This window comes from Arthrobacter sp. GMC3, from assembly GCF_002929305.1.
Classification (GTDB): domain Bacteria; phylum Actinomycetota; class Actinomycetes; order Actinomycetales; family Micrococcaceae; genus Specibacter.
In genome coordinates, this window is sequence record NZ_PJIO01000005.1 from 40,437 (window position 1) to 54,543 (window position 14,107).

Annotated in this window: 11 protein-coding genes; 7 read left to right on the forward strand and 4 right to left on the reverse strand. The window is 54.1% G+C overall.

From position 1 onward, the window contains the following. Nucleotides 1-3: 3 nt before the first annotated feature. The 6 genes from CXQ94_RS10085 (at nucleotide 4) to CXQ94_RS10110 (ending at nucleotide 5,372) form a co-directional block, all read left to right on the forward strand. Nucleotides 4-1,059 (forward strand): hypothetical protein, encoded by a 1,056-nt coding sequence (locus CXQ94_RS10085; protein ID WP_181034163.1) that lies wholly within the window; start codon nucleotides 4-6, stop codon nucleotides 1,057-1,059. Next, nucleotides 1,056-2,051, forward strand: a complete 996-nt coding sequence (locus CXQ94_RS10090) for a glycosyltransferase family 2 protein (RefSeq protein ID WP_104089458.1) — start codon at nucleotides 1,056-1,058, stop codon at nucleotides 2,049-2,051. The genes CXQ94_RS10085 and CXQ94_RS10090 overlap by 4 nt, the downstream gene beginning before the upstream one ends. 83 nt (nucleotides 2,052-2,134) lie before the next feature. Then, nucleotides 2,135-2,884 carry a glycosyltransferase family 2 protein gene (locus CXQ94_RS10095; protein ID WP_104089461.1) on the forward strand — a complete coding sequence of 250 codons (750 nt, stop codon included), beginning with the start codon at nucleotides 2,135-2,137 and terminating at the stop codon, nucleotides 2,882-2,884. A 3-nt stretch (nucleotides 2,885-2,887) separates the two neighbouring features. After that, on the forward strand, nucleotides 2,888-3,292 hold the full coding sequence (locus CXQ94_RS10100) for a DUF2304 domain-containing protein (RefSeq protein WP_104089463.1): 405 nt from the start codon (nucleotides 2,888-2,890) through the stop codon (nucleotides 3,290-3,292). Between the two features lie 48 nt (nucleotides 3,293-3,340). Continuing rightward, nucleotides 3,341-4,228, forward strand: a complete 888-nt coding sequence (locus CXQ94_RS10105; RefSeq protein WP_104089465.1) for a glycosyltransferase family 2 protein — start codon at nucleotides 3,341-3,343, stop codon at nucleotides 4,226-4,228. Between the two features lie 55 nt (nucleotides 4,229-4,283). Beyond that, on the forward strand, nucleotides 4,284-5,372 hold the full coding sequence (locus CXQ94_RS10110; RefSeq protein ID WP_104089468.1) for an NAD(P)-dependent oxidoreductase: 1,089 nt from the start codon (nucleotides 4,284-4,286) through the stop codon (nucleotides 5,370-5,372). Between the two features lie 72 nt (nucleotides 5,373-5,444). On the opposite strand, the gene CXQ94_RS10115 is transcribed toward CXQ94_RS10110, so the two are convergent. From CXQ94_RS10115 to CXQ94_RS10125, 3 genes are all read right to left on the reverse strand, one after another. Then, on the reverse strand, nucleotides 5,445-7,427 hold the full coding sequence (locus CXQ94_RS10115) for a hypothetical protein (RefSeq protein WP_104089470.1): 1,983 nt from the start codon (nucleotides 7,425-7,427) through the stop codon (nucleotides 5,445-5,447). A 446-nt stretch (nucleotides 7,428-7,873) separates the two neighbouring features. Next, nucleotides 7,874-9,622 (reverse strand): hypothetical protein, encoded by a 1,749-nt coding sequence (locus CXQ94_RS10120; protein WP_146070274.1) that lies wholly within the window; start codon nucleotides 9,620-9,622, stop codon nucleotides 7,874-7,876. 226 nt (nucleotides 9,623-9,848) lie between these two features. Next, nucleotides 9,849-11,024: an acyltransferase gene (locus CXQ94_RS10125; RefSeq protein ID WP_181034164.1), complete on the reverse strand. Its 1,176-nt coding sequence runs from the start codon at nucleotides 11,022-11,024 to the stop codon at nucleotides 9,849-9,851. A 142-nt stretch (nucleotides 11,025-11,166) separates the two neighbouring features. Here CXQ94_RS10125 and rfbA point away from each other — a divergent pair, with 142 nt between their 5' ends. Then, the gene (gene rfbA, locus CXQ94_RS10130; RefSeq protein WP_104089476.1) at nucleotides 11,167-12,030 is read left to right on the forward strand and encodes a glucose-1-phosphate thymidylyltransferase RfbA; all 864 of its coding nucleotides are present in this window, start codon (nucleotides 11,167-11,169) and stop codon (nucleotides 12,028-12,030) included. An 87-nt stretch (nucleotides 12,031-12,117) separates the two neighbouring features. On the opposite strand, the gene CXQ94_RS10135 is transcribed toward rfbA, so the two are convergent. After that, nucleotides 12,118-14,094, reverse strand: coding sequence for a DUF6541 family protein (locus CXQ94_RS10135; RefSeq protein WP_306418896.1), 1,977 nt, complete (start codon nucleotides 14,092-14,094; stop codon nucleotides 12,118-12,120). Nucleotides 14,095-14,107 lie beyond the last annotated feature (13 nt).

Genomic DNA, 14,107 nt, shown 5'->3' on the forward strand with positions numbered 1-14,107 from the left:
ACTTTGAAAACAGAACTGCCAGAATCCCACGGTGCACCCGTATTGGCCATGTCAATCCTCATCGGCGCCGTTGCAGCCATCGTAGTTTTGGCAACAAGCCCAGCGTGGATGCCAGTTTTAGTTCCCGGCGCCAGTCCGATGCTCTGGGTGGCTGTAGCTTTGGCCGTTTTGCTCTACGCGGGGCATGTCGGATTGGCTGGCGCTACCTCTGGCCTGGAAGAGTGGAAAACGTATTCGGCTCTATCCGCCAGCGAAGCCGTGGTCCGCCTGGCAGTCATTGCTGGCGCCGCCCTTCTTGTGGGCAATCTGGCAGGCTTAGAGTTTGCAGTTCTCACTGGAACTCTCGTGTGGCTGGGCTTTGCCGCTTTCACCAAGGGCGGACGAAGCGGGACGCGGGCCCGCGCGGACGTTGGAATACTCAAATACGTCATCCAGTGCCTCTTTGCAATTGCCACAGCGGCCGCATCCGCGTTTCTCATCACGGGATTCCCGGCAGTCATCAAGTTCCTGGCTGAGCCAAGTGAATTCGCCAAAGCCGCGCCGCTGCTCCTGGCTATTTCGCTCACACGGGCACCAATAATGATCCCACTACAGGCATTCCAAGGCGTGGCAATGACGTCTCTGATTAATTCGTCGCGTCCGGCACATAGAGTACTAGCTAAGCCTTTCGCGGCCATCTTAGTCCTTGGTCTGATCGGTGCTGGGGCGGCCGCGTTCTTGGGACCCTACATCATGCTCATTTTTGGATCCAGTTACTCGGTTGACGGCTGGGTCCTCGGAGCTCTAACCATGGATGCGGCTTTCCTGGCAGTACTTACCTTGACGGGTACGGCTGCCATGGCGCTGGGACGGCACCGGCTTTATCTAGCTGGCTGGATAGCGGCCACCGTGGCATCAATTGCGATCCTGCTATTGCCCATCTCATTGGAATTAACGGTGATTCTGAGCCTGTCCATTGGCCCTATTATTGGATCCATCATCCATGCGGCTGGCATTGCGGTCCGCCAAAATAGGAAATATCCCACGTTTGCAACCTCCGAGCCGATTGAATCGCAGTGAAAAATAGCCCCCAATTTTCCATTATTATGCCATCCTTTAACGTCTCCGAAACTGTTGAACGTGCCATCAGAAGCGTCCTAGGCCAGTCCGTTGATGATTTCGAATTAATCATCGTCAACGACGCTTCCACCGATAACACATTGGAAATTGTTAACGCAATAGCAGAACAAGCAGCCGATTCGAGAATTCGAGTCATTGACCTTCCCCAAAACATTGGTCTTTCCGGAGTTAGAAACACCGGCCTTGATGCCGCAGTGGGCATTTTTGTTACGTTTCTAGACGCCGATGACGAGTATCTACCGAACTTCCTGTCAGCACACCTTGGTTCATTGGACGACAACGTTGATATTTCCATCGTTGGACATAACGTCATCCGCACGGACGGCAGCGCAACGCCAAGACACAGCGAATTTGTAGGCGAGTTGTCAGGCTTGGATGCCATGAAAGCCGCAATGCTGGATCAGATCTTTCCCTTCACCTGGGACAAGGTTTACCGGCGAACGCTCTTTGAAGGCGTCCGCTATCCATTGGGCTCAACCCGCTTCGAAGATATGACCGTAAATATTATTCTCTATCCGCGGGCCAGGCTAGTACGAAGTATTGAATCTCCACTTCACCGCTACTACATCTCCACTGGTTCATTGACGTGGGGGCGTATTCCCACACAAGACGACACCGGTTTAGCATTGGCCGAACTAGAAGAACTCCTTCCCGCTCAGTACCGAAGCGGCAAGTACATGCCTTTCTACGCCTCAATGCATCTTCTAATCACCATGATCGTTGCCCAGAGCGCCATCATGAAGCTCAAACACCAGCCCGCCGCTCAGAAAACCATCGACGAGTGCCGAAAGTCACTGAGCATGTCGCGGATCCTAGCAACAAGCCGTGTCAAACCGAAGTTTGCCGCAGCCGCGCTGTTGCTCAAAGTGGCTCCATCAGTCTTCTCCAAGATATATCTCCGCTATTCCGCGAACCGATACGGTTTGGACTAAACAGTGACTAACCAACGCTTTGGCCGTGCCACATGAACTCATTCCCCAGCAACTCCGAACCCGATTGGTATAGATTAGACACCATGACCCCACCCATTCGACGACGTGTCCTTGTCATCATGCCGGCTTGGAACGAAGGGCTAGCCGTTGGCAATACTGTCCGTGAGGTCTTGGCACTCCGTGAAAACTACGACATTTTAGTCGTCAACGACGGTTCAACGGACAACACCGCCTTGGTTGCAGCCACTGCTGGTGCCACCGTCTTGGACCTACCCTTCAACCTCGGCGTTGGCGGTGCCATGCGAGCAGGGTTCAAATACGCTCACCGTAGCGACTATGATGCGGTAATTCAGGTTGACGCCGATGGGCAACACGACCCAAAAGACATCGCTGTTGTCCTGCAAGGCCTTGACAAGGCTGATATTTCGATTGGTGCCAGGTTCGCTGACAAAGGTAACTACACCGTCAGCGGTCCGCGCAAATGGGCGATGGTTTTTCTAGCCAAAACCATCTCCCGCCTAGCCCGTACCCGACTGACAGATGTCACCTCCGGTTTTCGCGCGGCCAACAGGCGTGGCGTTGCACAGTACTTGGATCACTATCCCGCGGAATATCTAGGCGACACGATTGATTCGCTGGTTGTTGCCATTCGTTCCGGATGCATAGTCACCCAGGTGCCCGTTGAGATGCGAGCACGCCAAGCCGGAACTCCCAGCCACAATCCATTGAAGGCAGCCGTCTACTTGGGCCGCAGCATTTTTGCCTTGTTCTTTGCGTTGACCAGAAAACCGTCGACGTTGACCCCTGCCGAAACAGAATTAGAGGTGAGCTAGGCAATGTCGGTTCTCGCTGCCTTTGTACTTTCTTTAACCGTGGTGTTACTCGTTCTGGACATGCTCCGCCGCAAGAAAATCCGCGAGAAATACGCAGCCCTATGGCTTGTCGTTGGTATGGCCATGCTCATCCTGGCCGTCTTCCCGCGCCTGCTGGAATTTGTTGCGCAGGCTTTGTATGTACAAGTTCCGTCCAATCTCCTTTTTGCTCTGAGCATTGTCTTGGCGCTGGGAGTTTGTCTCCACTTGTCCTGGGAGATTTCCGTTGTGGAAGATGAAACCCGCATCTTGGCCGAGGAAGCCGCCATCCTTCGAGCCCAACTCGAGAAACTCGAATCCAAAGTTGAAGCACTGAATTCTCAAATAATTGCTTCCGCCTCTGGAACCCCTCCGCAAAACGACGATTAACCCCTCTAAACTCAACCCTGGTTTACTGGAAGAAAGAGAACTACCACAATGCCTCTGGACATCTTCATTCCATACTGGGGAGACCCCAGTTACATGAAAGAAACAGTCAATAGTGTTCTAGCCCAGAACAGCGACGACTGGAACCTTACGGTAGTGGACGACGCCTACCCTGATCGTGAAATTGAGCGTTTCCTAAGCGAACTTCAAAACCCCCGCATTAGATATATCCGTAAAGAAAACAACGGCGGGATCACGGAAAATTACCGAACCTGCGTTTCAATGGCTACAGAAGAAGTCATGGTCATATTGGGGTGCGACGATGTGCTTTTGCCCAACTATGTAGAGACCATATTGGACGCACACAAGCGGTTCCCGGGGGCTGCAATCATCCAGCCTGGAGTTCAGGTTATCGATGAAAATAGTCAAGTCGTCAAGACCATGGTTGATGTCATAAAGCAACGTGTTGTCCGCCCCCACGGCAACGGCTCACAGCTGGTCTCAGGCGAGTTCATTGCCGCGAACCTCATGCACGGTGACTGGCTCTACTGGCCAGCGCTGGCGTTCCGCACTGATCGAATCCAAGCCGTTGATTTCCGTGATGGTTTCCCGATCATTCAGGATTTGGCTTTGATCATGGATATGATCTATGCCGGCGATCAGTTGTTGATCGATCCAATTGTGTGCTTTGCATACCGCAGGCATTCCAATAGCGCCTCGTCCTCGAAGCTGATCGACGGTTCACGCTTCATTGGTGAGCGGGATTACTTTGCCCTTGCTGCGAGTCAAGCGCGCGAGCTCGGGTGGACCAAGGCTGAGAGGGCTGCCAAATTGCGCCTGACCTCAAGGGCCCATGCTATAGCGCTAGTGCCTAAAGCCCTCTTGGCGTGGGATACGAAGGCGGCTGGAACACTCTCCCGCCACGCTTTCGGTTCATAGTCTTTTTTCTGCCTAGTCTTAGGCTTGTTCAGCATTTCGAGAAGGAAAACCAATAATGCAAAATTCCGCCAACCGCAGCTCGGAAACTGTCCTCGTCACAGGTGGCGCAGGATTCATTGGATGCGCCATTTCCGCGTCCCTGCTCGAATCCTTCGGGCGAGTTGTTGTAGTCGACAACCTCCATCCGCAGATTCACGAATCTGGCTCACGTCCAGAAGGTTTGGCCGACGGTGTTGAGCTGATCGTCGCGGACATCACCGAAGCCTCCACATGGGACCGCGTGCTTCCTGACCTCAAGCCGGATGTGGTCATCCACCTGGCCGCTGAAACGGGAACCGGACAGTCACTTGAGGAAGCGACACGCCACACTCACGTCAACGTTGTAGGTACTTCGCAGCTACTTGATGGCTTCTTGCGCAACAATGCGCTTCCGCGCCGCATTGTTCTTACCTCGAGCCGTGCAGTGTACGGCGAGGGTGCTTGGCGGAATTCCGAAGGCGCATTCTTTTACCCAGGACAGCGCACCAGCGAAACATTGGACAAGTCCGAGTGGGACTTCCCGAATGCAGAGCCAACGGCCATGAAGGCATCTGAGGTCTTCCCCGCGCCTGTCAGCGTCTACGGCGCCACCAAATTGGCTCAGGAACACATCCTGCAGGCCTGGGCAAAGTCCTACGGAGTTGAAACCGCCATCTTGCGTCTCCAGAACGTCTACGGTCCGGGGCAATCACTGATTAACCCCTACACCGGCATCATGAGCCTTTTCTGCCGAATGGCGATGGGAGGAAGATCCATCCCGTTGTATGAAGACGGCCAGGTTCGACGCGACTTTATCCTCATTGATGACGTTGCGTCGGCAGTGGTAGCCGGCGCCACATCTGCGCGAACGCACCCCACACCGTTGGATATCGGTTCCGGGGAATTCCAAACCATCGGAACCGCGGCAGAAACTATCGCCGCCCGCTACGGTGCCCCTGCGCCCCACGTGACGGGCCAGTACCGCCAGGGCGACGTCCGTCATGCTTGGGCAGATGTTAGCGCCGCCACTAGCGTCCTGGATTGGGCACCTCGTTTCAACCTCGAGCAAGGAATTGCGCGGCTGGCCGATTGGATTGATTCCCAGCCGGACGTACGGCCTGCTTAGTCCTCAAACGTTGAAGGCGCCGTACGCTCTTTGGTGTACGGCGCCTTCTCGTCTAGATGCGCTGAAGCTCAGCTACGAAGCATGGCCCAGAACCTGATCAAGGATAGCCTGGTTCTCCGGATCCACCACCAAGTGGGCATAGGGGGCTTGGGTACGAATCGCTTGGACAACCTCACCGAGTTTTTCCACTCCACCGCTGAGAGGGAACATTTTCACGGATAATCCGTAACCAAGATTTGTATAGTTGCCCCGTAGCCCGTCAAACCACTGTTGGGCCAGTACCGGATCAACTGTAGATGGATTCGTTGTTAGATACATAACAGGACCTTGAAGCCCCGAGCTTTTCTCTACTGCCCGAATAAGTCTCTGAGCAGCCGGAGATCCAGTAGCGAGGGTTTTTCTCTGATTATCCCACTCGATTCCAGCGTGAGACGTAGGAGCCATCCCAATGTCTTTGAGCGGCAGAATAAATCCAAAAGCTTGAGATGCACCGACTGAAAGCAGCAGCGAGACCGCAATAGTGCGAGTTGAGCGGGACGCGGACATCTGTTCCCCGACTTTCGGACTACGACTTAGAGAACCACTGGCTACAAAAGCCAAGGCGACGACCCCCACTAGCGCCAGCGCAATGGCGAACTTCTGCAAGTAGTAGCTCAAAGCACCATTCTTGCTCAGCTGAGCCACAGCCATACCGCAAGCAACTAAAAGGCCCACCCACACCGCGCTGATGCTCCAACGCGTTCGCCTGATCTCGGAGGAGACAGGACTTTGCGCCCCGAATATTAGAGACGCGGCGCCCAATACGGTCAGGATGGCTATCAACGTCCCTAAGTTGGCTTCCGGCACTCCTCCCGAGGCAAAAAGAACTCCAGCTGGCTGTATCGCAAGTATCTGCCCGGCCGCCGTGGCCGCCGCTACCCCGACAAGTAAAGTCACACCTGCAACTACCACTATTTCTCTACCGCTTGCTCGCCAACGTCTTCCTGGACTAATGAAAAGCACAGCCAAAATACTGGGAACCAAAAGAACTATCAATGGGACCCAATTCTGCACAATTGCGGCCACGCAAGCACCCATTGCTACAAACGCGATGGGGTCAATGATCCGCGTCATTGTATGACTCAAAATAATCCCTGCAACAACTAGTGCTGTCGTGAATACAAAGTTCGAAAAACCGTGCATCGAGGCCAATGCCCCAAAGCCAAACAGCCATCCGCTGCCAACCAGGACGGCAACTGGGATGCCGACACGCGGATTCGCTCTTAAAGCAGGCAGTGAACAAACTGCGGATACCACCAGTACAACAACGAGCACATTAGCTACAGCCGTGAAATTTACGAAGTTGACTACGTCAGCTGCGCCGTCTCCAACTGGGCGAGGGCGAGCCAGCTCCGTGAGCAAGACCAACACGCTATGGAAGCCTTGAGGGTAGTCATTGAGTGACCATTTGCTTCCGTCGGGTGCTGCCCCCAACAGTGGGATGACGGTGCCATAGTTGCGCTGCATGTGAAAAATGTCGAAATGTGATGCGTTGTCCCACGACATGAGCATGAGCGCCAACGCGTCTTCAACCTGTCGGACCATGAGACCGTGCCAGAAGACAAAAATGCCGCCCAACGAAAAAAGAAACGGAACCGCATCCAACAGACGGAACTCTGGGAGCAGGCGGCGCACGCCGCCAAGCTTAAAGCTAACCCGGACGGCGAAAAAAACAACCACGGCAGTTACCGCGGCCAGTAGAGCAGTAGATCTACTACTTTGCGGCCATTCAAACGGCAACCACCACAAGAGTGGAACAAAACCAAATATTACTGTCAAGGCCCACAGCATCCGCCCTGCCAAGTGTTTGGACACCGGGATTAGGACCAACATGACACCAAGGGCCCCCAAAATCCAAAAACCATACAAGAGACCCAAAGCGCGCAGAATGACAATGAACGCAAATACCACCACAGCCAAGACCACAGCAGCCAGAATCTGCTGCCGGTGGAAGCCGTGAGCAGGCACTTGCAGCCCAATCCGCTCGTGGTGTAATTCCAAAATTTCTGTATTCATGTCGAGCCGCCCCAATTTCCGCGTTTCACGAACCCTGTCCGGTACATCTAGTCAGTTACAACACTAAAGTTTGTCAATTACTTGTGGCATATGCTTTTGTCACTCCTCAGATTCTAGAGTCAAGTTTCGGACTTTCTTGACGGGCAGCTGAATAAGGGCCCTTAGTACTATAAGAAGACAGGCCCACTGGTTATGTTTCTCTATTGTGCCGCAGTGCCGGCGGCTTAGTGTTTTCGTATTTAGTAGCGGTTGTCTCTAAGGGACCAATTCGAATGTTGCAAACGTCATTGGCCCTCGCCTGCTGCAACGGCACCTGTCCGAAATCACTAGACTCCCGTTACTCGTGGCCGAACAAACGTCCCTATGGCTTGCCCGTATCGGACACCGGCCCAACGGCGGCAACTACCGAGTCGAGGCCTCGTTGCTCCTACCGACAAGAAGTCCATCTACTGATGCTTTGTCAGAATCTGGTCAAGGGCTGCCTGATTCTCCGGATCAACAACTATGCGAACTGATGGATCTTGAAATCTGAGGTCGGTGACAACTTTAGTCAAATTGTCCGGTCCCCCACTCAGCGGAAACATGTTCAGGGACAGCTTCCAACTATGTTCGGAGTAGTTGCCCCGAAGTGCATCGAACCACTGCTGTGCCAAAATGACGTCTATGTCACCGGGATTCGTAGTAAGGTACATGACCGGCCCTTCGAGGCTCACACTCTGGCGTACAGCTCGGAGAAGATTATCGTTGGCCGCTGAACCGTCCATTTTAGACTGGATTTGTTTGGCGGCCTCCAATCCAGATTCGGAACTTGGCGGTAGTCCTATGGGCTTGAACGGGAAAGCGAACCCGAAAACCTGTGTGAAAGCCAACGACACGACCACAGCGGTGGCAAGAAGCTTCGGAGAGCTGCTAAAAGTACGAACTCTGCCGAGACATGCCGTGCGCTCCACAATCCCGTTTGCTGCGATGCCCAAACAAAGAAGGGCGATGAGAGCAAGAGCGATCGAGAACTTTTGGGTGTAATAGCTAACGGACCCCGTCTTTATGAGTTGCGCAGCGGCCATGGCCACGACGACAGCTGTGCCTGCCCAGACAGAACCGAGGCTCCATTGTGTCCTCTTTGGAGATGGCAAATTGGGACCTTTGCCGATCTGCATAAAGATCGACGCACTGACGAGCATCAGGAGCAACGCAAGCAAGAGCCCAAAATCGGGATCTGGTACACCACCAGCGGCGAACAGAATGTCGTCTGGCGCCACTGTCAAGAGTTGTCCCACTGCGGTTAACCCTGCCATAGCAACGACGCCAACTAGCAACACAGCTATGACAAGTTCACCTCGGTTTGCCTTCCACCGGCCTTTTTTCGTTATAAAAACCACCGCAATTACGCACGGAATGAGAAAGACTATCGACAATGCCCAATTTTGCACGACGCCTGCAACGCATGCACCTGCAGCAATCAGTGGAAGCGGATCAAAGACGCGTTGCATCGAATGGAACAGCACGATCGCAGCGGCGACCAGTCCCGTCGTGAAGAAGAAGTTCGGAAACCCGTGCATGGAGGCCAGCGCCCCGGGCCCGAAAAGCCACCCGCTCGCCACTAGCGTGGCAATTGGAATGCCGATAATAGGATTTTTCCGGAGCCCCGGGAGCGAACAAATCGCGGCAACGACCAAGAGCACGACCATTATGTTCACCACGGCCGTAAAATTAACGTACGTGACAGCGTCTGCTTCCCAATCTTGTGGGCTTGTCTTTCGAGCGATCTCGCTCACGAGGACAAGAGCGCTGTGATAGCTCTGTGGATAGTCTGAAAAGGCCCAGCGACTTCCGTCACCAGCCAGCCCTGCAAGTGGTAGAACCGACCCGTGAAGTCGTTGCATGTGGAAGATGTTGAAATGGGAGGCATTGTCCCAGGCCATCAGCATCAGCGACATGGCATCGTCCACGCTCCGCACCATCAGCTGCTGAACATAAACAAGAACGCCAACCCCCGCTGCCGCTACCGGAACCACGTCAATTGAGCGAATCTTAGGTAAAATGCTTCGTCCGGTGACGTTGTTACCTTGCGACCAGATAACACAAAATGCCACGACACCGGCGACGGCCGAGAAGAGCAAGGAGGAGCGGATGTTGCCTGACCACTCAAGTGGGATCCACCAGAGGAGCGGGACAATGCCAAATACTACCGACAAAGTCCACAATATTCGCCCCGAAAGGTGATTGGAAACGGGAATCAGAGCTAGAAGAAACAAAAGAGCTGGTATCGTCCAGGCACCGTAGAGGTACCCCTGCGCTCGTAGGTAGAACACAATTGTGAAAACGACAACGGCTAGTACCGATGCCCCAATAATCCTTAAGGAAGGATGCCTGACAGCCTTAGATCGTCGAAGTCCGCTCCTGGTCACGCCTCCGCCGGAGTCAGTTTGCAACTTCTTCCCTTTCAGGATTTGAGATCATGTTCGGCGCGGGTTCAGAAACGAGGCCTGAAGTTGTCTTTCCCAGCTCTTTTCCACCCTTCCGCAGACGAACATGGCGCATGACGGGGCGTTCTACCCAGAGCCAGCTAGCTGTGGCAAGCGGTACCGTGAGAATTGCAGCGGCAACGCTAAACCATAGTAGGCCCCAGTGTTGTGCCCCAAAGACTGCGAGTAGCTGCTGAACAGCGAAGGCGTAAATATATACACCGTATGAAATATCGTTTTTGGCAATCAGGGCTGGTTGCTTAAGAACAGTGGAGAGCCAGATGATGCCATAGGCCACAAAAAGAGCCGAGGCTTGCACACCCCAGACGGGAATGGTTGATGAAATGAAGAATGCAGCCACCAACGACAAGATGCCAGGAATCCAGTGGAAGCCGAGCTTGTCCTTCCACACGAACAACACAGCGCCAGCGAGAAAGAACGGCAATAGTTGAAGCAATAAAACAACGTCGAAATTATCGTTGGTCAGGCGATTAATGGTGCCGATATTGGCTTTAGCGACAATCGAGAGGGCAAGCGCCACGGTAAGTGGCCAGCGGGAACGGCGCACAAAAGCAAAGATTCCCAATGCCGCGATCAGGAGGTAGCAAATGAACTCGTAATACAGGCTCCAGAGTGAGCCATTCCATGCTCCGGCATATGGAACATTCAAGGGAGTTCCCGCAACATCATAGAACTTCATTTGCAGAAACGCGTTGGAAAACAAGAAGTTGATTGGAGAGTGCCCAGAAGTGAGGTAACCGCGCAGTGTTCCGTGGGCGACCAAATATCCAACAGGTGCAAAGAACACCACAATTGCCAGAAGGCAGACCCAAAAGGCCGGCATGATTCGCGCAATGCGGTTCACCAGATAGGGTCCCAACGCATTTGACCAGCGGCTGGAAGTGATCAGGTATCCGCTGATCCCGAAGAAGCCGGCAACGGCCCACCCTCCTACTGTCTCACCGGCAAATCCCAGCTCACCGGGTGCGCCAGTCAATGGCCAGCTATGGTGAACAAGGACAGCAAAGGCAAGAAACAACCGGATCATATTCAGGCTGTTGTGCCGCGGGTCAAGGCGGTTGCCAAACCAAGTCTTCGTGGTTGCGTCGCTTGACAGTTTGTTGCTGCTCAATGAGTACCTAATCTTCCAACTTGTGATCTGCTGAACGGCGCTGCAATTCAACGCAATTATGGTATTGCTAATGTGGAACGTGGACGGCATCCCTGCCCCTCCACGTTTGCGTTATGACAACGCTTGCGGCCATGATTGCTGTATGCGCGGAATTATTCTTGCGGGCGGAACTGGCTCGAGACTGCACCCAATTACTCATGGTATCAGCAAGCAACTGGTACCCGTCTATGACAAACCCATGATCTATTACCCGCTTTCCACCCTTATTTTGGCTGGAATCCGGGACATTTTAGTAGTTACTACACCACACGACGCCGAGCAGTTCAAGAGGTTGCTAGGTGACGGTTCTCAGTTTGGTGTGTCCATCAGCTACGTCCAACAGAAGTCACCTGATGGTCTCGCCCAAGCGTTCATCTTGGGCGAGAACCATATTGGCAATGAAACCGTGGCCTTGGTGTTGGGCGACAATATTTTCTACGGCCCGGGCATGGGTACTCAGCTGCGTCGTCACGCTGCCATTGACGGTGGTGCCGTGTTTGGCTACTGGGTCAAGGACGCAAAGTCCTACGGTGTCGTTGAATTTGATGAATCCGGCACTGCTATCTCCCTGGAAGAAAAGCCTGAGCAGCCAAAGAGCCATTACGCGGTCCCAGGCCTTTACTTCTATGACAACGACGTAGTGGAAATTTCGAAGGCTCTCAAGCCCTCGCCCCGTGGCGAGTTGGAAATCACCGACGTCAACCGCACCTACCTTGAACGGGGCAAGTTGCAGGTGGAGATCCTCCCCCGCGGTACTGCCTGGTTGGACACCGGAACCTTCGAGGACCTCAACAACGCCTCTAATTTCATCAGAACTGTTGAAAGTCGGCAGGGCTTGAAGATTGGTTCCCCCGAAGAAATTGCGTGGCGTCAAGGGTTCCTCAGCGACGATGAGTTGCGACAGCGCGCGGAACCGCTACTGAAGAGCGGATACGGGAGCTACCTGCTTTCACTACTGGAATCCTAGAGTTCCGCACGCTCTAAAAGCCAGGCCCAACAACAGCGGCCGGTATCTCCCATGTGAGAGGTACCGGCCACCATCGTCCACTGGGAACTACCAGCAGGCGGTGACCTTGTAAAGCTTGGCCGCCGGCCCTTGTTGGTCAATGAGTTCCAAAGAGCTGGAAGTGGACAAATCCATCAATCCACCCATGCCAGCCATAGTTCCAGTAACAGTCCGGGTCCCAAAATCGAGGACATACTTGACGTTGAGCTTCTTAACGGCGTCGCAGACCCAAGGATATTCTTTGGCACTTTTCAGGCCAGCGTTAACAACGTCTACGTCTTCGCCGTGCGTGGTGAGAATATGGGGCTGCATCACCTCACGTCCGGAGAACGCGTAGGCCAGAGCAGCACCGGTACTTGGAACACCCGCAATGACTGCACCCGGTTCCACATGCTCGTCTATTCGTTCGAGCAAGGCGGTTTCATCCGGTGTGAGCAGGGCAGATGTTGCGTTGGAGACGTAGGAGTGATGGGTCTTGATCACCGCCCAGTTCATTACCCCGTATTGTGTTGCCACAACCAGGAGCAGAATGCCCGCCGTGTAGCTGGCAATGGTGCCGAACGTTTTGGCGGTCACCTGCTCACTAAGCTTTTCGGATTTCCCCATCCGAAAATCAACAATCCAGCGACATGCCGTGTCCCAAAGGTAGGTGGCCCCAATGGCGGCTGGACCGATCATGGCAACGGGCAAAAGCGCAGCGAGTCGGTAGCTATCGTAATACCACACGCCGGTAAGGAACCAACGCGGGCTAAAGTTCAAACCAGCAGCGTAGAAAAAGAGCACACCGGCAACAAGAAATGTACCCAATAGCCATAATTGCTTACGAGTGACCACAATGCGGGCTAACCCCACGAGCATACAAATGGCAATGATGGCAGCTGCGGGGCGCCCCATTGCCCCACCAAACAAGAGCTCACCAATGGCCTGCGAGGGGCTCTCCACGGCACCCCACCCAGCTGCACCGGGCGGCGGTCGGAACTTGCGCCAGACGACGGCTAGCAACAACGCCGAGACAATTGTGGCCCCAATAATGATCCAGAGCTGTCGGCGGCGTCCTGGGGTGGTCAGCGGCAGCAGGTTCAAGACAAGGCCGTAGGCCCATAGCAAAATGGCGGGAAGTACAAATGCCAGAAGAGCCATGAGTGTGCTCGGGTGTGCTACCGCCACAGCTGGGATTGCAACCAGGACCAAGAGCCACGCAAAGGGGCTGCTGGGACGATATCCATTGCCCAAGCCCATGGCGCTTACAGTGAGACCCATCGCTGCTGGCAATAGGGCAATTGAAAGAAGATTCGGGTAGAGAACGCCCCAATCAACCATCATCAACGGGAACCCGGTAAATGCAGGGATAAAGATCAACGCCACAATATTCGAGAACAATCGTTGGCCGATGATTTGCCGAACCAAATACAGGGCCCCTAGGGGCCACACAATGGAACCGATGGCAATACTTGTGACGTTGACCGCAACAGGAATGGAAGCGCCTGTGGCCATGGCAACCAGGCTGGTCATGGCATGCCATGCAGAGGGGTAGGCACTGATTCCGGTGAAGGCCCCAAGATTCAGAGGGGAGGCATTTCCGGATTCGATCGCCCAGCGCACCGCATTGAGGTGAAAAACATTGTCAAACGTCTGCGAGATGTTTTCGGGCTTTATGAATGCTGTGCCCATTTGCAACGCAATAAGAGCACCAGCACCCAGCAAACCGACAACGGAGGCGATAAGCACTGACCGTCGCTCTGGCTTCCACACAGGATCGGCCCACTTGCGCGATAGAGCAGTCCTAATGCCGAACGCCGCCGCCGAGATAACCAAGACCCCGATTGCATATGACGAGGGCGCCCACCGAACACCAACTAGAGGGAGAACAAGCGACAAAACACTGGCCATAGCCACGGTAAAGACCGGTGCGAGCATCAGGGCAGAGAGACCGCGGACCCGCACGGCCAACGAGAATATAAGACCAGGCACAACAAAGACCGCCCCCGCTAGCAAAACCAAAGGTACAGCTTCCAACCAGGTCACTCAAGCACCGCTT